This is a genomic window from Paenarthrobacter sp. TE4293, assembly GCF_050435325.1.
GTDB classification, from domain to species: domain Bacteria; phylum Actinomycetota; class Actinomycetes; order Actinomycetales; family Micrococcaceae; genus Arthrobacter; species Arthrobacter nitroguajacolicus_C.
Map to the genome: position 1 here is coordinate 43,720 of NZ_JBNJRY010000014.1, position 21,746 is coordinate 65,465.

Consider the following 21,746-nt stretch of genomic DNA (forward strand, 5'->3'; position numbering starts at 1 on the left):
CCTTTGCTGCAGCCATGGCCCGCTCGGCCACCGCGTGGGCTAGCCGGTTTGGTTGATGCTGAGGATGTTTCCCTCGCTGTCCAGGAACCACGCTGCAGCGCTGCCGTCGGGCATCGTGGCAATGCCATCCTCGGTCTTCAATCCAGGGAAGTCGTAGTCCTCAAAAGTGACGCCCTTGGCGCGCAGTTCCTGCACCGTGGCCTTGACGTCACTGACCGTCCAACCCATCTGGGTATTCTTCGCCGTCCCGGCATTCGATGTCTGGTACACGAAGAAGCCCGTTCCATCGCCGCACCTGTATTGGAGGTTGTCGTCGGCATCCGGATTTTCGGGTTCGAGTCCGAGTTTTTCGCTGTAGTACGCGCGGGCCCGGGCTATGTCCTGTGCCGGTAGGACGGCACCAACCTGCTGATCCTTGAGCATGATTTTCTCTTTCCGGCTCTCCCCCCGGAACGAACTTTACTCTTGGGCGGGCCGGGAAGTAATCGAAAACGACACCATATTTCAGGGTGGGTCGCGGGGTGCGCGGAGCCTCGGCTTAGACTGGCCGCATGCCAATCATTCCTGATGAAAAAGACTGGACCTGGGTGCTTTCCCAGCCCTGCCCCGAGTGCGGATTCGACCCTGCCACGGTGACACCGTCGACGGTGCCGGGCACCGTCTTGAACATGCTTCCCCGGTGGAGGGCCGTCCTCCGTCGTGAGGAGGCAGCCGTACGCCCGAACGACCATACGTGGTCCAACCTGGAGTACGCCTGCCACGTGCGCGATGTGTTCAGCCTGTTCGACCAGCGCCTTAACTTGATGCTGACCGAAGACGATGCCCGGTTCGCCAATTGGGACCAGGACCAGGCTGCCATCGACGGCGACTATGGGTCAGCGGATCCACGAACCGTGGCAGATGAGCTTGAGGCGGAGGGCAAGGAGATCGCGGAATCCTTCGCCCGCGTGGTGGAGGACGATTGGCAACGCACCGGGACGCGCAGCAATGGATCCTCGTTCACCGAACTGACCTTTTCCCAGTACTTCCTTCACGATGTGGTCCACCACCTGCATGATGTGGACGGCTAGGAGGGACTAAAGCATCTTCTCCCACGTCATGCTGCGGTTCACTGGCGCATATCCCATCCCGAGGTACAGTTCGAGCGCCCCGGTGGGGTTTGCCGAATCCACGTCCAGTGACGCGACGTCCATTCCGGCGCCAGTGTAACGGCGCATGGCGTCCGCCAGCAGGGCCTGCGCTATCCCACGGCCGCGGAAGGCGCGCCTCACGCCTAGAAGCTCCGTGTAGCCTTCCTTGAAACCGCGGTCGGAGGCGGAGTCGGGATCGAAACTGGTCAACTGGTACCCGGCCACCTCTCCCGTGGCGGAATCGAGGACCACGGCGCTGAGATCGTGCCGGGCTGTGGGTTCCTCAAGGGTGAACCGCCAGGCCTCTTCGTCCTTGGGCTCACTCCCCCAGTGGTCCCTGAAGGCGTCGTTATGTGCTTGCCGCACCGGCTCAAACAGCGTGGGGTCCAGGGTCCGCAGTTCCAGTCCTGCACCCAGCGGCGCCCTTGGCAGTTCCGCGGACAAGGGCCGATGCATCTCATTGAACCACCGCACCGCACCGTAGCCATGCCCCATCAGGAGGGTCGCCTGATGCTCGTGCTGTTCTTCGGTCTGGATACGAAGCCGGGGCGGTGCCGTGGTGTGCCCGGCGACGGCATCGGCCCGGAATCGCACGCGCACCTGCTCTTCCTGCCAGACCAGGACAGCGGAGCCGATGCCCCGTTGTTGCCATTCGGGGTCCACACAGGCCATTCCGGTGGCTTTGTCTCCTTCGGGGTTCTTGGCGATGCGCCCATACGCGCGCGCTGCCCCGTCGGAGTCCAGGCCCAGCAGCGTGCTGGTCTGCGGCGGGTTCTTGCTGGACTCCAGGATGTGGGCCAGGTCCCCGCGCTTCTCGTACCAGACGGGATGTTCGACGGCGGCCGTCCGGGCAATCAGTCCCGCCCAGTTGTCGAGGTCCGCCGCAGTGGCCGGCCGCCAGTGGAGCCCGGTGGCGTTGGTGTCAGGCAGGGACTGGCTCGCGGCGTCGAAAGGCATGCACACAGGCTACTGAGGAGTAAGCTTCCCTACCAGTTCCGCCGCGCCGGAGCTTCGCGGTGCACCGACTCGGCCAACGGGCAGTTCCAGCCGCGCATCTCCCGGATCGATGTCGTCAGGATTGTGCGTCACCAGGACGACGGTGACGTCCTTGAGGCCTTGCCGCAGGATGGCCATCATTTCCCGGGCAGAACCGGCATCCAAGTGGGCGGTTGGCTCGTCCAGCAACAATACGGAGGCACCTGTCAGGAGCGTCCGAGCCATCGCAAGCCGCTGCCGTTCGCCACCACTGAGGAAGGAGCCACCGGGGCCGATCCTGGCGTCGAGCCCGCCCGGCAACGCCGCCACCACTGCATCAAGTCCGACGTCGGCCAGGGCCTTGTGCATCTCTGCTTCGGTGGGCTTCGCCGTGGCCGGACGGGCCAGCAGGAGGTTGCCGCGGATGGTGGAGTCGAACAGGTGCGCCTCCTGGGGGCACCACGCCGCCGTTCCGGTCAGCGCCACTGTTCCTTGGGTGAGGGGCAGGAAGCCCAACAAAACGGACAACAGCGTGGTTTTTCCTGCACCCGAAGGTCCCGTCACGGCGAGCCAGCGGCCCGGTCCCGCCTCGGCCGTGATCCCTGAGAAGGCGTTCGGTCCCCCGGGCCAGGCAGCCGCGGCGTCCCTCAACTCAAGCCCCACCTTCCCGTCGCGATCCGGGAGCGGCCCGGGGCCGCCGTCGGGCCCTTCGGGGAGATCCGCTGTTGAGGGAGCATCCAAGGCACCGGATGCTGCCACCCGTCCGAGGACGGCAGCGAGCGCCGGAGCTTGGCGCACCGCGGAGACGATGCCACCAAAAGCATCCACCAGGGCGAGCTGCATCAGGACGATCACAGCTACGAGCTCCGGGGGAACAGAACCGTTGGCCACTGAAGGAGCGCCGAGGACTCCCGCCCACAAGGCCGTCAGGGAGCACGCCAGGACGATCACGGCTTGACCGAGACCTTCCGCCCAGGCCGATCGTTGTGCCGAGAGGGTGGCGGCGCGGTCCTTGGTCCGCAGGTCCTGAAGGATCGGCCCGCCGACCCCGTTGGCCGTCAGTTCTGCTTTGGCGTCCAGGGCTGCAGCGACGCCGCGAAGCACTACAGAGCGCATCTGTTGTTCGGCCCTGGCCGCATTCCGGTCGGCCAACATGGCAAGGAGTGGAGCAACGGCCAGTCCCATGACACTTGCAATCACCACGGCGGGCAGTGCTGCGGGCAAGACGACGGCGGTCGTGATGATCGCCGCGGCTCCGACCCCGAGCGCGGTCACGGGGGGCAGCGCAACCCGGGGCAGGAGGTCCCGGAGGGTATCGACGTCATCGACCACTGAGCCGAGGATGTTGCCTCCCTGCAGAAGGCGCCTGAGGGACAGTGCCCTGCGGCTCAACGTTGCCCACAGTGCCCCGCGAAGGCGGGTCATGGCGGCAAATACTGCATCGTGGGTCAGGAGCCGCTCGCAGTAACGCAGTACCGCCCGCCCGATGCCAAAGAACCTGACACCCACGATTGCGCCGAGCAGGTAGAGGATGGGCGGTTGTTCGCTGGCCCTGATGATCAGCCACCCGGACAGACCGGACAGTGCCACGGCGAACAGGGCAGCCAGGACCGCCACGATCCCGGCGGCGGCGAACTTCCACCGGACGGGCTTCAGGATTCCCAGCAGGCGCTTCAGGCTTCCGGTCTTCGGAACGGGCTGGGTGGCAGGGTCGATCGCTGGTGCCACTGGACCACGTTCTGCAGCGAAGGCTGCGTCCCCGGCGCGCACCGCAGGAACAGCGGCGGCCATCGGCGTGTGCTTGCTCCGGAGTGTGCGCTTGCTTCCCAGGGGCACCAGATGGTCCGCGAGAGCGCGGGTGCCGGCATCGTGGGCCACCAGGATCACGGTGACCTCGCCTCGCAGCGACTCGATGGCATTGCGGACCACACTGGCCGAGTAGTCGTCCAGATGGGCTGTGGGCTCGTCAAGCAGGAGGACGGTGGCGCCCGCTTCAACCCTGGCGAGTCCGCGGGCCAGCGCGACGCGGCGTAGTTCGCCGGGACTGAGTTCGGCGGGGTTCCTCCCTGCCAGGTGCCCGGCTTTTGCCTGCAGCAGGACGCGTGTGACGGCCTCGGCGCGGGCGCCGCGGTATCCGTCAAGATACAGTTCGATCTCTTCCTGGACTGTCCCTGCTGCCATGACGGGGTGTTGCGGCACCCAGGCCACTGTTCCCTGCCCGGCTCCCGTCACGGTTCCTGTGACGGCAGCGTCCGGTCCGGGTCCGATCAGTCCGGCAAGGACGGCCAGGACAGTGCTCTTCCCGGTGCCGCTATCGCCGTCGAGGGCAGTGATGCTGCCCTGCGGGGCGGTGAAGCCAACAGGCCCGACGGCGGCCGCGGACCTCCCGCGGTAGGTCACCGACAACCCGGTCACGACGACGCCGGCCGGTGCAGTACGTGAGGGGGCACTGTCTGTGGGGGCACTGTCCGGCAGCTGCTGGTGGATGGGTGCCTCGAGCACTGCGTTGGTGGTCTCCAGGGCGGCCCGGCCGTCGTCGCTGGCGTGATGGGCCGTGCCCAGCTCCCGCAGTGGCAGGTAGCAGTCGGGGGCCAGGATGAGGGCCAAAAGGCCGGCTTCCAGCGCCATATCCCCTGCGACGAGCCTGACTCCGATGAACACGGCCACCACGGCGACGGAGATGGTGGCAATGAGTTCGAGCGCCAAAGCGGAAAGGAACGCCGTACGGAGGGTGCCCATGGTCCGGCTTCGGTACTGCTCGGAGATGTCTTCCAACGCTGCACGCTGTTCGCTGGCGCGGCCCAGGCCAACCAGCACCGGCAGGCCCTTGGCCAGTTCAAGAATGTGGCCGGAGAGTTTACGGAGGGTCGTCTGGGCATCCCTGACGTTGTCCTCCGTGTGCCGGCCAATCAGGACCATGAACAGCGGTACCAGCGGGACGGTCAGGACGATGACCACCGCACTGACCCAGTCGGCAAAAAGTATCCTGGCCCCAATCAGCAGCGGCACGGTGGCGCAGTTGACCAGGGCGGGCAGGTACTGGGTGTAGTAGTCGTCCAGCGCGTCCAAGCCCCGCGTCGCCAGGATCGCCAGGCCGCCGTCGTTCATTCCTTCCACCCTCGACGAACCGCCGTCGGCCAGCGCGCGCCGCAGCAGTTGCGCCCGCAGTTCCTCCTTGACACCCAGGGCCGCACGCCGGGAGGCGACGCCTTGGCCCCAGACCGTCAGCGACCTCAGGACGGCTCCCACGGCACCCCAGATGAGACCGCTGTTCCAGTCCCCCGTTCCCGAGGCGAGACCAGCCAACATCCCGGCAATGGCCTGCGCCATAAGCACCAGGGACAGTGCCTTGAGGGCGGACATGAACCCGATGGCGTAGAGGGCGGATCGGGTGGCAGGGCCGGAGGGGAACACGGGTTTCATGTGGCGGCTAGTCTCCCGCTGGGGTGGTGGTTGACGGGCTGTCCTTGGAGATCAAGACCTTGGCAGCGATCGCCGGAAGGAAGCCGTGCGCTTCGGGGATGTGAGTGGCGCTGACACGCCGTCGGAACACCCAGTACGTCCAGGACTGGTAGGCGATCACCAAGGGCAGTCCCACGGCTGCCACGATGCTCATGAGCCCCAGCGTGTAATCGGACGACGAAGCATTGGAGATGGTCAGGTTGAACGCTGGATCAAGGGTGGAAGGAATGACCACAGGAAATGCTGCCCCAAAGATCGAGGCTGTGGCGCACACAATGAACGCGCCCAAGGCACTGAAAGCCCGCCCTTCGGATCCGGCCCGGGCCAACGTCCAGGCCAGGACGACGGCCACTACCGCGGCCGCCACCAGCGCCCAGGTCCACGGCTCGCCGCTGAGGAACTGTACTGACACCATCCACCCGAACATCGGCAGCACCGCCCAGGGGACCAGCCGCACAAACCAGCGACGGGCACGATGCCGCACGTCGCCGTCGGTCTTCAGGGCAAGGAAGGCCAGGGCATGCACCAGGGCGAAGGCGACGACACCGAAACCGCCCAGCAGGGCGTAGCCGCTGAACCACGACATCGGGCCGCCGCTGCGGTCTCCGTTGGCGTTCAAAGGAAGGCCCGTGGTGGTCAGCGCCAACGCTGCACCGATACCAAAAGCTGCTACGAAGGACCCGACGGCGATGGCCCAGTCCCAGCGGTTCCGCCAGCGCTCCGAGTCAACCTTGCCGCGGTATTCGAACGCGACGGCACGGAAGATCAGTGCCGCCAGGACGCAGAGCAGCGGCAGGTAGAGCGCCGAAAACAGGGAGGCATACCAGAGCGGGAAGGCGGCAAAGGTGGCTCCGGCCGCGGTGAGCAGCCACACCTCGTTGCCGTCCCACACGGGGCCGATGGTGTTCAGCAACACCCGACGGTCGGTGTTGTTGCGGGCGAACAGCTTCATCAGCATGCCGACGCCGAGATCAAATCCCTCCAGGAAGAGATATCCCGTCCATAGCACCGCGATGGCCACGAACCAGATGGTTGGCAACAGTTCCATTGTCAGTTTCCTCTGCTCCTAGTAGGCGAATGCCAGGACGTCGTCGCCGGATTTGTCCGGCCCGGCGTCGTTCTTATCGCTGTGGTCCTTGTCCGTGGCGGGGTGCGCCAGCTCCGGCATCGCCGAAGCCACGCCACCGCGGATGTACTTGACCAGCAGCTTCACTTCGACCACCAGCAGTACGGCGTAGATGGCCGTGAGGACCACCAGCGAGGTCATGAGCTCGCCGGCACTGACCCCCGGCGATACGGCCGCCGCAGTGAACATGAACACCTGGTCGATACCGTTCATGTCAGGGTTGGGGGCCACCACGAACGGTTGCCGGCCCATTTCGGTGAAGATCCACCCCGCGGCGTTGGCTCCGAACGGTGCGAGGATGCCGAAGACGGCCAGGCGCATCAGCCACTTCGACCGGGGTACCACGCCCTTGCGGGTCACCCAGAGCGCCAGGAGCGCGGCGAAGGCTGCTATCCCGCCGAAGCCGATCATCATGCGGAATCCCCAATAGGTCACTTCCATGACGGGCACGTACTGGATTTCCTGGCCGGCGCGCTCGCCGTACAGCGGGTTGTCCGGAAGGTGGGTGCCGTACTTTTCCTTGTACTCTCCCAGCAGGCTGTTGACGCCCTTGACCTCGGTGGTGAAGTCGCCCTTGGCCAGGAAGGAAAGAATGCCGGGCACCTCGATGACTGCAACGATGTCATCGCAGTTGGTGGCTCCCAGGTTGCCGACGCTCAACACCGAGAATCCCGTGCCATCGTGGCAGGCGGCCTCAGCGGCGGCCATCTTCATGGGCTGCTGTTCGAACATCAGCTTGCCCTGCAGGTCCCCGGTGATGGCGGTTCCGGCGAAAGAGATCATGGCCACTACTGCGCCGATCCTCAGGCTGGTCATCCACACGGTGTAGTCGGACTTGTCCCGGCCGGGAATCGCGGCTTCGCCGGGTACCAGCTTGCCGTCCTTGCCCACCACGTCAATGCCGTCATGCCGGCGCCGCCACAGGTGGTACCAGGCGATGCCCAGAAGGAATGCACCGGCAACGGCGAGTGCACCGAACAGCGTGTGCGGTACGGCGACCAGGGCTGTGTTGTTGGTGAAGACGGCCCAGGCGTCGGTCATCACGGGCCGGCCGTCCACCATCTCCACGCCCACGGGGTGCTGCATCCAGGAGTTCGCCACGATGATGAAGTAGGCGGAGAAGACGGAGCCAATCACGGCGATCCACAGGCAGGCCAGGTGCACGCCGCGTTTAAGTTGCTTCCAACCGAAGATCCACAGTCCCAGGAACGTCGATTCAACAAAGAATGCCAGCAGGGCCTCGAGGGCGAGCGGCGCGCCGAACACGTCGCCGACGAACCGGCTGTACTCGCTCCACGCCATTCCGAATTGGAACTCCTGCACAATGCCCGTAGCTACGCCCATGATGAAGTTGATGAGGAACAGCTTTCCCCAGAACTTCGTCATCCGCAGGTATTCGGGCTTGCCCGTGCGGTACCAGATGGTTTGCATGATGGCCACCACCAGGCCCAGGCCAATAGTGAGTGGCACCATCATGAAGTGGTAGACGGTGGTGATACCGAATTGCCAGCGTGCGATTTCCAAGGCGTCCATGGCTGTCCTTTGTACGGCGGACCGAAGTACGATGACGTTACTTCTACGTTTCGTAGAAAACTTCTCTTCTACACAGTGTAGAACAAATGGCTGGCGACGAAACCCATTCTTCAAGTGGCGTAACCCACGCGCAAGGGTCCACTGCGGGTCGCGGCGCGCCGATAGTTCTACCTCACGTAGAATGAAGGTCTGAAAAGCGGTAGATTTATCGTGGAATGTTGGATCATCGCTCCCACTGCAGTTAACCTGCACCGGGAAGCGGAAGGTAGGGAAGAATCGATGGCAAGTCTTGGGGAACTGGAACGGGCAGTGATGGATCTGCTCTGGGCAGGCCAGGAGGCTGCAACTGCCAACACCCTGCGCGATCTTCTGGCGCAGGATTCCGAGGCCGGAGACGGCACTGCGGGACATCAAGGCAAGGACCTCGCTGTGACGACGGTCCTGACCGTCTTGTCACGGCTGGAAAAGAAGGGGCTGGTGGAGCGTGAACGCGGCACTCGTCCGCACCGCTACCAGGCTGTTTCCAGTCGCGCGGACCACACCGCTGAACTGATGCATGAGGTCCTGGGCTCCGCTCCTGACCGCGAGGCCGTCCTGGCCCGCTTTATTGGTTCCGTCACTGAAAGCGAAGCCGCTACCCTGCGCAAACTGCTCGGCTACAATTAGCCACTATGTTCTGGACCTCATACCTGCTTGCGGTCCTGGCATTGATTCTGGCATGGCCGGTGCCGGTCCTGCTGTCCCGGGCCCAGTGGCCGGCACGCTCCCCCTTCACTGCCATGGTGCTTTGGCAGGCCATCGCCCTTGCGGGTGGTTTGTCCATGATCGGGGCGATGCTGGTCTACGGCTTGGAGCCCATAGGCGACAATCTCATCGCCGGGCTCAGGAGCCTGGCCGGCATGGTTTTCAATAACGAACCCACCACTGCGCTGGGTTTTTGGCACCTTTTCGCCCTGTCCGCCGCGGCATTGTTGACAGCGCATCTGGTCTTCACGCTGCTGCTGACCTACTACAAGATCGAGCGCCAGCGCCGCCGCCACCGTGAATTGTTGGCCTTGCTTGCATCACCGTCCGACGACGGCCCCGGCACCGTGGTCATCAACCACGACTCCCCCGTTGCCTACTGCCTGCCCGGCGGAGCCCGATCCGTCACGGTCCTCTCCGATGGACTGATGGCAGCCCTGGAGCCGGCCGAACTCAGGGCGGTCCTCATTCACGAGAATGCACACCTGTCCCAGCGTCATGATCTCCTGCTGTGGGCCTTCGCAGCCTGGCGCCAGGCCCTGCCCTGGTTCCCCACCACCCGGCTGGCCCAGACTGCGGTGAACTCACTGATCGAGATGCTGGCCGACGACGTCGCCCTGCGGACCGAGAGCAAAGGCACCTTGATCAAGGCCATCGCCATCGTCGCCAGCGGAACTTCCCAGCCAGCTATCGGAACCGGGTCACTCAACGCCGGCGGCGCGGTGGTGGAAGCAAACGCTGTGAGCGCCACCGGAGGGGCGGACTCCCCGCGCACGACGGCGTCACGCGTCAGCCGCCTGCTGTCGCCACAGCCGCCGCTCACCCAAGGCCTGCGCATCCTGGTTCTTGTGGCATCGGCCCTGCTGCTGGCAGTACCGACCGCACTGCTGATCGTGCCCGGACTGCTGGGCTAAATCCAGCGCCTTCGAAGGTTGACCGGGCGTGCTGCTACCCGGGGAGCGTAGCTTCATAGACCATGGAAGCGTAGCCTTCCAAAGCCTCCGCGCAACGAGCCATCTGCGCAGCCGCTTCCCCGGCCTGGGGCAGATGCAGGACATCACGCGACTTCAACTCCCGGTACCAGCGCCGCAACCGCTCCAGGCTCTGCTCTTCTTCTTCCAGCTCCGCGAAAGTGAACTTGCCCCGTGAAATTTCCTTCGCGATTTCCTGGTCAAACTTGCCGCAATCGGCCGTGAACTCCGCCCACTCCTCCAGCCGCGCAGCTTCGAAGGCCGCGCGGAAAGTCTCCGCACCCTGGTTTCGCGGCGCAGCGTCCACCAGCGTCCAGGATCCACCCCCTTTGGCTACCAGCGACTCTGCCTTCTGCAGCCCCACGTCAAAGGCCGGATGGGCGGGAAGTACCCACGTCCCGGGGGACAACGGGACCGCCCCCATGCGTCGCAACTCCCGCCAGACAGCCACCCTGTGCCGGGATGGCTGGGAAGGAACCTGGACAAGAATCAGTAACCAACGCTCATCAATCACAATCATGAATGTAGCAGCTGTTACATTGTGAGCGTGGAACTACTCGATGCCGCGTCCTCTCCGGCTCAAGCGACCCAGCGCTGGCCCCTCTACGCGGCGGGATTCACCACCGCCTTCGGCGCCCATGCCGTAGCTGCCGGCCTGGGGGCCGAAAGCGCAGACATCGGGTTGAACCTGTTGGCTTTGGGCATCCTGTTGGCTCTCTACGACATTGCTGAGGTGTTCCTCAAGCCAGTTTTTGGTGCCTTGAGTGACCGCATCGGACCCAAGCCGGTGATTGTTGGCGGACTGCTGGCCTTTTCCGCGGCATCCTTGGTCGGCTTGTGGGCCGATCAGCCCGCCATGCTCGCCGCCGCCCGACTGGGACAGGGCATGGCGGCTTCGGCTTTCTCTCCGGCGTCCTCGGCAAGTGTGGCCCGGCTCTCAGGGAAGTACACCGGACGATATTTCGGGCGATACGGTTCGTGGAAGGGACTCGGCTACGCGATAGGGCCACTGCTGGGAGCCGTTGCCATCATCAGCGGCGGCTTCACCCTGCTGTTCGCGGTCTTGTCCGGGCTGGGACTTGTTGTGGCTGGATGGGCCGCGATGGCCGTGCCATGCCTTGCCCCTCTGCCCCGCCCCCGCTACACCATTGTGGATGTATGGCGCCAGAGCACTGAGAGATCATTCCTCGGCCCCACCCTGGTCCTTGCAGCAGCCACCGGGGCACTGGGTGCTGCGGTGGGCTTCCTTCCGGCGCTGGCAGCACGCGAAGGCTTGGGCACTGGGGGCAGCGTGGCAGTCGTGACGGTGCTGGCCCTCACGTCGTCGCTGATACAACCGCGCATCGGCACGCTGCGGGACCAAGGCATCATCGCCGACAGGCCAGGCATGGTGGCAGGTTTGCTCACCATCGCAGTGGGCACCCTGGTGGCCGGGCTCCTGCCCGGAGTGGCCTGGATCTACCTGGCCGCCGTCCTGATCGGCGCAGGAATCGGCGTTTCCACGCCCTTGGCCTTCGCGCACCTGGCAGATTCAACCCCCTCGGAGCGGCTGGGCCGAACCATGGGGTCGGCCGAACTGGGACGGGAACTCGGCGATGCCGGCGGTCCGCTCTTAGTGGGCGGAGTCGCCGTAGCAGCCGGGCTTCCCTGGGGTTTGGGAGCCTTGGCCTTGCTGGTGGGGGTTACCGCGTTCGCCGCCCCCGCATCCCGCACACCGCGGAAACCTGACGACGATCCGGTTCCCCCAACAAAGACCTAGGCGTCGATGCGCTCCCGGTCCAGCGTGGCAGCACCGGCGATGATGAACTCCTTGCGCGGCGCAACGTCCGAACCCATCAGGAGGTCGAAGACTTCCTCAGCGCGCTGGGCACTGTCAATCCCCACCTTCCGCAAGGTCCGGTGCCGTGGGTCCATGGTGGTCTCGGCCAGTTGCTGGGCGTCCATCTCACCCAAGCCCTTGTAGCGCTGGATGGGCTCCTTATAGCGCTTGCCTTCCTTGGCAAGGTTGGCAAGGAGGACGTGGAGTTCGGCCTCCGAGTACGTGTAGATCATTTCGTTGGCCTTTTGGCCGGGGTTGATGACCTCCACCCGGTGCAAGGGTGGAACAGCCGCAAACACGCGGCCAGCCTCCACCATGGGCCGCATGTAGCGGAAAAACAGAGTGAGCAACAGGGTGCGGATGTGCGCGCCATCCACGTCGGCGTCGGTCATCAGGATGACCTTGCCATACCGGGCCGCGTCAATATCGAAGCTCCGGCCCGAGCCTGCACCAACCACCTGGATCAGCGCTGCGCACTCGGCGTTGGAAAGCATGTCGCCAACGGAAGCCTTTTGGACATTCAGGATCTTTCCGCGGATCGGCAGCAGGGCCTGGAAATCGGACGAGCGGGCAAGCTTGGCCGTGCCGAGCGCGGAGTCACCCTCGACGATGAACAGCTCCGAGCGGGCTACATCGTCCGTGCGGCAGTCAGCCAGCTTGGTGGGCATCGAGGAGGTTTCCAACGCATTCTTTCGGCGTTGGGTTTCCTTATGAACCCGCGCGGAGATGCGCGACTTCATCTCGCTGACCATCTTTTCCAGCAGCAGCGCCGACTGGGCCTTGTCGTTTCGATTGGCTGAACCCAACCGTGCAGTGATTTCCTTTTCCACCACCTTGGCCACAATGGCCCGCACCGCCGAGGTGCCCAGAATCTCCTTGGTCTGACCCTCGAACTGCGGCTCCGCAAGCCGTACTGTCAGGACAGCCGTAAGTCCGGCAAGGATATCGTCCTTCTCGACTTTGTCGTTGCCCGCTTTGAGCTTCCGGGCGTTCGTCTCCACAGCCTTGCGGAAGGTCTTCAGCAGGGCAGCCTCAAAACCGGACTGGTGGGTACCGCCCTTGGGCGTTGCGATGATGTTGACGAAGCTGCGCATGGTGGTCTCGTAGCCGATACCCCAGCGGAGCGCGATGTCCACCTCACAATCGCGTTCAACTTCAGCAATCTTGCTGTGCCCGTTCTCGTCAAGGACGGGGACGGTTTCCTTGAACTTACCGGAACCGTGCAGCCTCCAGACATCGGTCACTCCAGCGTCCGCCGCCAGGAATTCAACAAACTCCGAGATGCCGCCGTCGTGGTGGAATACCTCTTCATGCGCACCGTGCTCGCCTGGAGTTCCGGCAAGCTTGCGTTCGTCGCGGATGGTGATCTTGAGGCCGGGTACAAGGAAGGAAGTCTGGCGCGCCCTGGAGGCGAGGTCGTCATACGAGAACTTCGCGTCAGGCGTGAAAATCTGGCGGTCAGCCCAGTAGCGCACCCGGGTACCCGTCACACCACGCTTCGCCTTGCCCACGACATCCAGCACGGACTTCTCGACGAACGGCTCGAAAGGAGCATCCGGCCCAGGCTTGGAACCCGAGTCAACGAACCGCCCGGGTTCACCCCGGCGGAACGACATTTGGTACGTCTTGCTGCCGCGGTCCACCTGGACATCCAGACGGCTCGACAAAGCATTGACCACCGAAGCGCCAACACCATGCAAACCGCCCGAGGCCGTATAGGAACCGCCGCCGAACTTGCCGCCTGCGTGCAGCTTGGTGAAAACCACCTCGACGCCGGACAAGCCCGTCTTGGGTTCGACATCCACGGGGATACCACGGCCATCATCATGGATTTCCACCGAGTTGTCGGCGTGCAGGATCACCTTGATGTCATGGCCGAAGCCCGCCAACGCTTCATCAACGGCGTTGTCGATGATTTCCCACAGGCAGTGCATGAGGCCACGGGAGTCGGTGGAACCGATGTACATGCCCGGGCGTTTCCGGACGGCTTCCAGGCCTTCAAGGACAGACAGGTGCCGGGCGTTGTATTCAGAACTCGGTGCCACTCGCGGTGTGCTCCTTCAGGGTATATCTCGGGGTGCTACCCAGCCGTAATTTTGCTGGTAATGCAAGGCAAACACTGCCCATACTAGGCTAGCCCCGGCGGTCCGCCGGCACCGGTTGCCACTCCCGGCAGAGCCCAACCTGCATGGTTACGTTACGCACATGTGATACGCGGACAGCGAAAGTGACCCATCCTTGCCATGGATCTGCATCGAATGCTGGTTATATGGATGTACAGAACTACTAAGGAGGCCGACATGACAACAGCAGTTGCCGACCGCACACTTAACGCAGCTGACCGGTGCGATCGTTGCGGAGCCCAAGCGTATGTCCGCGTTGTACTCGAGTCCTCCGGTGGTGAGCTGCTCTTCTGCGGCCACCACGCACGTGCAGTTGAAGCTACGCTTCGGCCCATGTCTTCCGACTGGCACGATGAGACCGAGCGCCTCAACGAGAAGGCACCCGTCCCCGTCGACTAAAAGCCCTGTCGACTAGACACCCTGTCGACTGAGCAGCCGTATCCGCTCAACCGGAAGAAACCCGGTGGGCACATGACGTGTTGAACAACAAGAAGGCTTCTCCCGACCGGGAGGAGCCTTTTTGCTTGCGCTTTACCCGGAGAGGTGCAGCCACCTGTCCTGGTCCGTCAGCGGGCCAGCAGCCAAAAACGGCCCAGCCGGAAGTCCGACTGGGCCGTTGTGTCGCTTGGGAAGGCTTAGTCCAGGTAATCCCGGAGGACCTGCGAGCGGGACGGGTGCCGCAGCTTGGACATGGTCTTCGATTCAATCTGGCGGATGCGCTCACGCGTCACTCCGTAAACCTTGCCGATTTCGTCTAAAGTCTTCGGCTGGCCATCGGTCAGGCCGAAGCGCATGGCCACAACACCGGCTTCGCGTTCGGACAGGGTGTCCAGTACCGAATGCAGCTGCTCCTGCAGGAGCGTGAAGCTGACTGCGTCGGCGGGAACCACTGCTTCCGAGTCCTCAATCAGGTCACCGAACTCGGAGTCCCCATCCTCACCCAGCGGGGTGTGGAGGGAAATCGGCTCGCGTCCGTACTTCTGGACCTCGACGACCTTTTCAGGGGTCATGTCCAGCTCCAACGCCAGCTCTTCCGGCGTAGGTTCGCGGCCAAGGTCCTGAAGCATCTGGCGCTGTACACGTGCCAGCTTGTTGATGACTTCCACCATGTGCACCGGGATACGGATGGTGCGGGCCTGATCGGCCATGGCGCGGGTAATGGCCTGACGGATCCACCAGGTGGCGTACGTGGAGAACTTGAAGCCCTTGGTGTAGTCGAACTTCTCCACTGCGCGGATGAGGCCCAGGTTTCCCTCCTGGATCAGGTCCAGGAAGAGCATGCCACGGCCTGTGTAGCGCTTGGCCAACGAGACAACCAGGCGGAGGTTGGCCTCGAGCAGGTGGTTCTTGGCGCGTTTTCCGTCGTGGATGACGAACTCAAGTTCACGCTTGAGCTTGGGATCCATGGATCCGTCGTCGGCGTTGATTTTTTCCTCGGCAAAGAGGCCGGCTTCAATGCGGAGCGCAAGGTCGACTTCCTGCTCGGCGTTCAGCAGGGCAACCTTGCCGATTTGCTTCAGGTAGTCCTTGACGGGGTCAGCAGTTGCGCCCGCGGACATGACCTGCTGGACCGGGGCGTCATCGTCGTCGGCATCCGAGTAGACGAATCCCGAACCGGACGGAGCAGCCTTATCCTTGGCAGCAGCCGCGCCTTCCTCAGTGTCATCTTCTCCGACTTCGACTTCCTCCGCTGCGGCGGGGTCAAAGTCCTCGTCCTCGGCATTGGCGTCCTCGGCGTCCGACCCTGAGGACTTGTTCGCGGCTTCAGCGGCGGCCTTCGCGCCGGGCTTGGGTCCACGCTTCTTGGGTGCCGGCTTGTCAGAGTCTCCCTCTGAGGCCTTGTTGGCAGCACGTGTCGCTGCGCGCTTTGCCGATGTGGCCGCCTTCTTTTCCTCAGCGGACAGTTCGGCCTGGGCGGCGGGTTCCTTCTCGACGGAAGACGGAGTCACAGAAAACCTTTCTAGCGGCGGTCTGTGGAATCACCATACGGGCAACACCACTATGACCCTGTCAAGTCCGCGATCAATTTCAAATGCAATCGCCGTCTGCAGAGTCTGTAGATAGAACTCCCGACGACACTGGATTGTTCCCGATTAACGGGCCAATTCAGGCATTCAAACGCGGACCCAACCGGGTCTCGGCATCCATTGTCTCACGGTTTTGCGAATCGCACGCCTGATGAATTCCGTTGGTCGCATGGCCGCGCCCTACGCATGCGCTTCCCGGGACCCACGCCACGCGGAACGGGAGCTCCGCGCCCAAGCACAAACGGCGCCTTGGCCAAGGATTTCCATCAGGAGTTCGGCCAAGCGGTAGCCCGGTCTGGCAGCCTCAGCTGCGAGAAGGCAGGCGTGGGCGATGGAACCGCTCCCCTTGCACCATGAAATCCAGCCTTGGAGCGTGAATACCGCTGCGGCCACTTCCCCCGTTTCGTCTTCAACACATAGCCCTGCGAGGACCCGGTGCAATCCGTCGATGGTGCTCCATTGTGGCCTGTCCGGTTGCATGCCCAGCAGGACATCGCCATAGGTGAATACGTCCCCGGGCTCACCCGTACCAGACGCCGCGCTGGGCCACTGAGCTCCCGGAGCCGGTACGCGATGTTCGCCGGCTGCGAAAGGCGGAGCTTCATCGAAGAGCCGGTCGTCCCCGGAGTCGTCGTGGTCGAAGAGCCCGAAGGCTTCAGCACCGGATGTTGCGGAGTCGATGCCGGCCGCCGCCATCACCAACACAGCATCCCGCCACGCCGGGACTTTCAGCGTCGTTCGAAGGAATCCAAGGAGTTCCGCATCGGCCCCCGTCTCCAGTGGTGAGCCATGTCCAACCCTGACGATGACGTGCTGCCAAACCGCCAGGACGGATTCGAGGCAGCGTTCGCTTCGCCACCTGCCGAGGATGCGCTCCCCATATCTGGACTCTGCTTCAAGGACCAACGGATCAAGCGGTCCGGACCTGACGAGTGGAGAAGCACCCGGTCCGCTCCTGGGGGACGGACCGACCGTGCTCCCCATGTACACGAGCTCAGCACTCAACCTGCTGTCTTTAATGCGGGCGACAGGAAGCCCGGGGTCCGGGCAGCAGCTTTCGTTCGTGCAAAAGGCACTGCGCCAATACTCGGAGCCGATCAGCCAGGCGTCCCGCACGGACAAGTCCACCGGGTCAAGGCTTTGCTGCAAGGCCTCAATCAGTGGCATCGTCTGCGGGAGGACAGTGCCATCGGTCCAGCCGGCATCAGTGTAGACCGCCAGCACCACGCCATTGGCGTCTTCGTCAGCCACCAGATAGCTGCGGATCTGGTCTGCGAAACAGGCAAGCGCGCCGGGTGAACGCCCGGCCGGCAGATCCACGCGAAGCGTAGCGCCCAGCACTTTCCCCTGCATGGTGATGGCAACCAAGCTGTCCTCCGGCCAATAACCCAGGAGGTGCGGGATGTAGCCGAGAATGTCTTCGGGTTGGTGGATGCTGAGCGTTCTCTTGGTAGTCATGCCTCCAGCCTGCGCAGGTCCGGCCACAGGGGACAGGTCCCATGCCCCGTATGTGGAAAAGCCGCGCAGAACAGCCCCACAGGAGAACTACCTTCAGCCCTCCCGGTCCCCCGTTGCGGCGGAACGGGCAGCCCTCCGCCGTTCTATTCGCTCGCGACGCTGCTTGGCGAGGGTCGCCACCAGCGGCGGCACATGGATACCTTGTGCAGCCATCTGCCGCCTGACCTTCCGCCGGGTCACCAGAATCAGGACGGTACCGAGGCCAAGGAGGATGAATTGAACGCTCAGGGCGATGCGGAAGGGTGCCAGGCCATACAGGTCACCGCCTGAGAAACCGCTGGCGTTCAAAAGGTCCAAAACCACGCCGATGAGGTAGATCGCAACAAGAGCCGCAATGAAACCGCCAACATTCACAATGCCGGTGGCCGTGCCGATGCGGTGCGAGGGATTGAACGTCCGGGCGAAGTCGAAGCCAATCATGGAACCTGGTCCGCCCACCGCCAGCACGACCACCAGGATCACCAGCATCCACAGCGGAGCGCGGTCCGGAAGAAGGAGCACGGCGGCCCATGCCAAGGCAGTGGCCAGGGTGATCAGGAGGACCATCGCGGACCGTCGCATGGGATGCTTCGATACGAAGCGGCCAAAACCAGGACCGGCGATGATGGCGGTCGCCACGAACAGCGCCATCAAGGCTGACACCGTTCCGGCATCGAGGCCTTGTGCCGACAGCAGGAACGGGTAGCCCCAGGTCATGGCGAACAGGTTTCCGCTGAACTGCACCGTAAAGTGGCTCCACAAACCCAGACGGGTTCCCGGTTGTTTCCAAGCACGCGAGAGAGACACCCCGGTGGCTCGAAGGCCTTGTCCGGTTTCCTTGGGTGGATGCCCGGGAGGTGCGTCCCGCAAGAGTGCAAGAACCAGGACCACGGCCAAAACGGACATCGCGGCCAAGGTCAGGAATGCGGGAGTCCATCCGCCAGAGTGAAGAAGAAGCGCAAACGGAACCACGCTGAAGAGCTGCCCCAGTTGCCCACACATCCCCGTGAGTTGGGTGACCAAGGGAACCTTGGCCGGTGCGAACCACAACGGAACCAGCCGGATCACCGAGATGAAGGTCATGGCATCGCCGGCACCCACCAGGACCCGCCCCAGCACGCCTCCGGGAACACTGTCCGCAAAGGCCAGCTGAACCTGGCCCAGCCCCATCAGAACCGCTCCCCCGGCGATCATCGCCCGCGAGCCGAACCTGTCCACCAAAACACCGACAGGTATTTGGAGCCCGGCATACACCAGGAGCTGGAGCACGGTGAAAAAGGAGATGGCAGCAGCACTGGCGTGGAAACGCTCAGTGGCCTCAAGGCCAGCGACACCGAACGAGGTCCGTTGCGCCACGGCGACCAGGTAGGCGAACACGCCGATCGTCCAGATGAGCCAGGCGCGGGGTGCATTCACCCCTCAATTATGCCTGTCGTCTCCTGAAAGATGATTTATTGAGGCGAGTCCTTGCGTGCCAGATACGCCTCTACAGCAGCACCGATGTCCTCTGCATTGGGCAGTTCATCATTCTCATCGGCAAGCAGCGAGCGCCGGACGACTCCTTCGGATTTCTCGTCGTAGCGCGTCTCAAGATTGCTGACGACCGCTTGGACTTCTTCCGATGCTTCGATTTGCTCGGCGATTTGGCGCCCCACCTCCCGGCCGGCTTCGCGCAGCCGGTCCGTGGGCAGCATCAGGGAGGTTGCCGCCCCCAGGTATTCCAGTCCTGCTACGGCAGCCGGCGGGTACTCCGCTTCGGAAAGGTAGTGCGGCACATGGATCACATAGCCTGCAACGTTGCGTTCGGCTTCCGTGAGCCGGAGCTCGAGGATGTGGCCTATGGCCGCGGGAACCTCCACAGTGGGCTTCCAGCTCGAGATGCCCTCAATGAGGTCCGGACGGTTTCCGTGGACAGTTACGCCCACTGGCCGCGTATGCGGGACGGGCATGGGGATGGAATGAATCCAGGTCACCAGGTTCACGTCCAGTTCTTCAACAATCCCGACGACGGCCCGCGAGAACCGCTCCCACTGCAGATCCGGTTCGAAGCCTGCCAGCAGCAGGAACGGTTGCCCCAGCCCGTCCTCCAGCTTGTAAAGGCCAAGCTTGGGCGCCTGGTAGTCCTGGACATGGTCTTCCACGAAACTGATGTGCGGGCGGCGCGAACGGTAGTCGATCAGTTGGTCGGCATCGAACATGGCTACCACCTGGGCGTCCAGTTCTTCGAGCAATTCCGCGTTGATCTGACGGACCACATGGCCCGCATCGGCAAAACCCGTAAATCCCATGACCATGTTCAGCCCGCGCAGCTCCGGGCTGTGGAAGGTCTCGATGTTGCGCGCGTACAGCGCCTCGGGGTCCAGGAGGGAGCCGGATATCCGTTCAAACACGGCATGTTCCTTTCGCAATGACAAAGTAAGGGAAGGTCCCGGGGCACCGGCCACATGGCACCATCGGGGCGTCAGGACCGGGCTGCGGGATTCTATTAATCCTTACAACGATGTACCTCCAACGGGCATTCCTGCCCCGGATGTGCCGCAGCTCTCATTTAATTGCTGTCCGCAGCGCCCAAGAGACTACGATCAAAACGGGCCGGCGTCCTGTTGCGACGCCGGGCCCGAAGACCAAGGCCGCCGTCGCAGAGGACGTCGGGCGCGTACCGGGGCAGGCCGCCAAACATGCGGCCCCGCCATGCAATGCAGAGAGAAGTGAGGCAACATCCTCGTGGTCAAGACTACTGACATCATCCTGGGCATCATCGCCAAGGACCTGAAAAAGTCCCCCAGCGACGCGCTGGTGATTGGAGTTGCGCAGGGCACGGAGGGGCCGGTGCTGCTCCCCAACCCCTTGAGCGCCAAAGCCGCCGAATCCATTGAGGGCTCCCTCAAGCTGCTGGGAATCACCGGCGCCGTCGATCAGGCGCACCGGCTTCCCGGCTTGCCCGAGACTGGCTCGGAAATTCTGGTCCTGGCCGGGGTAGGGAAACTGTCCGCTTCAGGCAGCCTTGCCGAAGAGGCGCTTCGGCGCGCCGCCGGATCAGCCGTCCGACAACTGGCCGGCGTTGCCTCAGTCACCTTGGCCTTCCCGACGACGACAGCGGCCGACGTCGCCGCCGTTGCCGAAGGTGCCGCCTTGGGCGCTTATTCCTACACGGAACACCGATCCAGCAAAGATGGCCTGAAGGCCCCGGTAGCCAAAGCCCTGATTTTCTCGGATGTCGACCCCAAGGAAGCACAGCCGGCCCTGGACCGGGCCGTGGTCGTGGCCCGTGCCGTGAATGCCACCCGCACCCTGGTCAACCAGCCCCCGAGCCATCTGTACCCCGAATCGTTCGCCGAGTCAGCCAAGGAACTTTCCAAGGGCCTTCCGGTCAAGGTGACGGTGTGGGATGAGAAGCGCTTGGAAAAGGAAGGCTTCGGCGGCATCCTCGGCGTTGGCAAGGGTTCCACCCGCCAGCCGCGCCTGGTCAAGGTCGAATATGCTCCAGCCAAGGCCACCAGGAAGATTGCCCTGGTTGGCAAGGGGATCACCTTTGACACCGGCGGCATTTCCATCAAGCCGGCCCTCGGCATGGGTGACATGAAGAGCGACATGGCGGGCGCCGCCGTCGTCCTTAACACCGTCCTGGCCATCGCTTCACTGGGCTTGCCCATCAAGGCGACCGCGTGGCTCTGCATCGCGGAGAACATGCCTTCGGGCGCCGCAGCGCGGCCCGCCGACGTCTTCACTATCTACGGCGGCAAGACCGTGGAGGTCCTCAACACCGACGCCGAAGGGCGCTTGGTCATGGCCGACGGACTCGTCGCTGCCAGCTTGGAGAAGCCGGACGCCATCATTGACGTCGCCACGCTGACCGGGGCGCAGCTGATCGCGCTGGGACTGCGGACGGCCGGCGTCATGGGCTCCGATTCCGTCACTGCAGCCCTGAAGTCTGCAGCCGACCGGGCAGGCGAGCTCGTCTGGCCGATGCCGCTGCCCGAGGAGCTGCGCCCGAGCCTCGATTCCCAGGTGGCGGACATCGCCAACATCGGTGAGCGCAACGGCGGCATGATGACCGCTGCAGTCTTCCTGCGTGAATTCGTGGGCAAAAACGGCAACGGCGAGCAGATCCCGTGGGCCCACGTCGACATTGCGGGACCTTCGTTCAACAACGGCAGCCCTTACGGCTACACCCCCAAGCAGGGAACCGGATGCACTGTCCGTACCCTGGTTGCCTATGCCGAGGACCTGCTGGCAGTTTCCGCCTAAGCGGCACCCCCAGCCCTTCCGGCCCGTGCGGGCTCCTGCGGACACCCCTCAGGAGCCCGCATAACCCCGGAATTATGCGGCGTGTAGCGCT

17 protein-coding genes are annotated in these 21,746 nt (G+C 63.7%); 6 read left to right on the forward strand and 11 right to left on the reverse strand.

All coding sequences use genetic code 11. The features are described from left to right. Positions 1–39 precede the first annotated feature (39 nt). Complete coding sequence (locus QF015_RS21385; protein ID WP_310209801.1) at positions 40–423, reverse strand: VOC family protein; 384 nt, start codon at positions 421–423, stop codon at positions 40–42. A gap of 128 nt (positions 424–551) precedes the next feature. Here QF015_RS21385 and QF015_RS21390 point away from each other — a divergent pair, with 128 nt between their 5' ends. Continuing rightward, positions 552–1,070: a DinB family protein gene (locus tag QF015_RS21390; RefSeq protein ID WP_429390683.1), complete on the forward strand. Its 519-nt coding sequence runs from the start codon at positions 552–554 to the stop codon at positions 1,068–1,070. A 6-nt stretch (positions 1,071–1,076) separates the two neighbouring features. Here QF015_RS21390 and QF015_RS21395 read toward each other — a convergent pair whose 3' ends face one another. From QF015_RS21395 to QF015_RS21410, 4 genes are read right to left on the reverse strand one after another with little or no spacing between them, the layout of a single operon-like run. Then, complete coding sequence (locus QF015_RS21395) at positions 1,077–2,087, reverse strand: GNAT family N-acetyltransferase (RefSeq protein ID WP_429390686.1); 1,011 nt, start codon at positions 2,085–2,087, stop codon at positions 1,077–1,079. A gap of 9 nt (positions 2,088–2,096) precedes the next feature. Beyond that, on the reverse strand, positions 2,097–5,528 hold the full coding sequence (cydD, locus tag QF015_RS21400) for a thiol reductant ABC exporter subunit CydD (protein WP_429390689.1): 3,432 nt from the start codon (positions 5,526–5,528) through the stop codon (positions 2,097–2,099). A 7-nt stretch (positions 5,529–5,535) separates the two neighbouring features. After that, complete coding sequence (gene cydB / locus QF015_RS21405; protein ID WP_310209810.1) at positions 5,536–6,615, reverse strand: cytochrome d ubiquinol oxidase subunit II; 1,080 nt, start codon at positions 6,613–6,615, stop codon at positions 5,536–5,538. 18 nt (positions 6,616–6,633) lie between these two features. Next, positions 6,634–8,226: a cytochrome ubiquinol oxidase subunit I gene (locus tag QF015_RS21410; RefSeq protein WP_310209813.1), complete on the reverse strand. Its 1,593-nt coding sequence runs from the start codon at positions 8,224–8,226 to the stop codon at positions 6,634–6,636. 279 nt (positions 8,227–8,505) lie between these two features. On the opposite strand from QF015_RS21410, the gene QF015_RS21415 reads away from it, so the two are divergent. Together QF015_RS21415 and QF015_RS21420 are read left to right on the forward strand one after the other, a co-directional pair. Beyond that, positions 8,506–8,892: a BlaI/MecI/CopY family transcriptional regulator gene (locus QF015_RS21415; protein ID WP_011774471.1), complete on the forward strand. Its 387-nt coding sequence runs from the start codon at positions 8,506–8,508 to the stop codon at positions 8,890–8,892. A 5-nt stretch (positions 8,893–8,897) separates the two neighbouring features. After that, positions 8,898–9,884, forward strand: a complete 987-nt coding sequence (locus QF015_RS21420; RefSeq protein ID WP_310209816.1) for a M56 family metallopeptidase — start codon at positions 8,898–8,900, stop codon at positions 9,882–9,884. Between the two features lie 34 nt (positions 9,885–9,918). Here the strand turns inward: QF015_RS21420 and QF015_RS21425 are convergent, their stop codons facing one another. Continuing rightward, positions 9,919–10,461, reverse strand: a complete 543-nt coding sequence (locus tag QF015_RS21425; protein ID WP_310209819.1) for a Chromate resistance protein ChrB — start codon at positions 10,459–10,461, stop codon at positions 9,919–9,921. A 27-nt stretch (positions 10,462–10,488) separates the two neighbouring features. On the opposite strand from QF015_RS21425, the gene QF015_RS21430 reads away from it, so the two are divergent. Continuing rightward, a complete protein-coding gene (locus QF015_RS21430; protein ID WP_429390694.1) occupies positions 10,489–11,700 on the forward strand; it encodes an MFS transporter in 1,212 nt (403 codons plus the stop codon). Here the strand turns inward: QF015_RS21430 and QF015_RS21435 are convergent. After that, positions 11,697–13,805 (reverse strand): DNA gyrase/topoisomerase IV subunit B, encoded by a 2,109-nt coding sequence (locus tag QF015_RS21435; RefSeq protein ID WP_310209826.1) that lies wholly within the window; start codon positions 13,803–13,805, stop codon positions 11,697–11,699. The genes QF015_RS21430 and QF015_RS21435 overlap by 4 nt on opposite strands. 255 nt (positions 13,806–14,060) lie before the next feature. On the opposite strand from QF015_RS21435, the gene QF015_RS21440 reads away from it, so the two are divergent. Further along, positions 14,061–14,282, forward strand: a complete 222-nt coding sequence (locus tag QF015_RS21440) for a DUF7455 domain-containing protein (RefSeq protein ID WP_310209829.1) — start codon at positions 14,061–14,063, stop codon at positions 14,280–14,282. A gap of 236 nt (positions 14,283–14,518) precedes the next feature. Here QF015_RS21440 and QF015_RS21445 read toward each other — a convergent pair whose 3' ends face one another. The 4 genes from QF015_RS21445 to QF015_RS21460 form a co-directional block, all read right to left on the reverse strand. Continuing rightward, entirely contained in the window at positions 14,519–15,832 is a 1,314-nt protein-coding gene (locus tag QF015_RS21445) for an RNA polymerase sigma factor (RefSeq protein ID WP_310209832.1), read from the reverse strand. Positions 15,833–16,090: 258 nt separating this feature from the next. Further along, entirely contained in the window at positions 16,091–17,368 is a 1,278-nt protein-coding gene (locus QF015_RS21450) for a DUF4192 domain-containing protein (protein ID WP_429390698.1), read from the reverse strand. 93 nt (positions 17,369–17,461) lie between these two features. Beyond that, positions 17,462–18,823: an MFS transporter gene (locus QF015_RS21455; RefSeq protein ID WP_429390701.1), complete on the reverse strand. Its 1,362-nt coding sequence runs from the start codon at positions 18,821–18,823 to the stop codon at positions 17,462–17,464. A gap of 35 nt (positions 18,824–18,858) precedes the next feature. Further along, positions 18,859–19,797: a proteasome assembly chaperone family protein gene (locus tag QF015_RS21460; RefSeq protein WP_310209840.1), complete on the reverse strand. Its 939-nt coding sequence runs from the start codon at positions 19,795–19,797 to the stop codon at positions 18,859–18,861. Positions 19,798–20,131: 334 nt separating this feature from the next. Between QF015_RS21460 and QF015_RS21465 the strand changes: the two genes are divergently transcribed. Next, the gene (locus QF015_RS21465) at positions 20,132–21,655 is read left to right on the forward strand and encodes a leucyl aminopeptidase (protein ID WP_429390704.1); all 1,524 of its coding nucleotides are present in this window, start codon (positions 20,132–20,134) and stop codon (positions 21,653–21,655) included. Positions 21,656–21,746 lie beyond the last annotated feature (91 nt).

Bases quoted from the DNA above. Each gene is read 5' to 3' on its own strand.
- QF015_RS21385 (WP_310209801.1), bottom strand. From the start codon at position 423: ATGCTCAAGGATCAGCAGGTTGGTGCCGTCCTACCGGCACAGGACATA.
- QF015_RS21390 (WP_429390683.1), top strand. From the start codon at position 552: ATGCCAATCATTCCTGATGAAAAAGACTGGACCTGGGTGCTTTCCCAG.
- QF015_RS21395 (WP_429390686.1), bottom strand. From the start codon at position 2,087: ATGCCTTTCGACGCCGCGAGCCAGTCCCTGCCTGACACCAACGCCACC.
- cydD (WP_429390689.1), bottom strand. From the start codon at position 5,528: ATGAAACCCGTGTTCCCCTCCGGCCCTGCCACCCGATCCGCCCTCTAC.
- cydB (WP_310209810.1), bottom strand. From the start codon at position 6,615: ATGGAACTGTTGCCAACCATCTGGTTCGTGGCCATCGCGGTGCTATGG.
- QF015_RS21410 (WP_310209813.1), bottom strand. From the start codon at position 8,226: ATGGACGCCTTGGAAATCGCACGCTGGCAATTCGGTATCACCACCGTC.
- QF015_RS21415 (WP_011774471.1), top strand. From the start codon at position 8,506: ATGGCAAGTCTTGGGGAACTGGAACGGGCAGTGATGGATCTGCTCTGG.
- QF015_RS21420 (WP_310209816.1), top strand. From the start codon at position 8,898: ATGTTCTGGACCTCATACCTGCTTGCGGTCCTGGCATTGATTCTGGCA.
- QF015_RS21425 (WP_310209819.1), bottom strand. From the start codon at position 10,461: ATGATTGTGATTGATGAGCGTTGGTTACTGATTCTTGTCCAGGTTCCT.
- QF015_RS21440 (WP_310209829.1), top strand. From the start codon at position 14,061: ATGACAACAGCAGTTGCCGACCGCACACTTAACGCAGCTGACCGGTGC.
- QF015_RS21450 (WP_429390698.1), bottom strand. From the start codon at position 17,368: ATGACTACCAAGAGAACGCTCAGCATCCACCAACCCGAAGACATTCTC.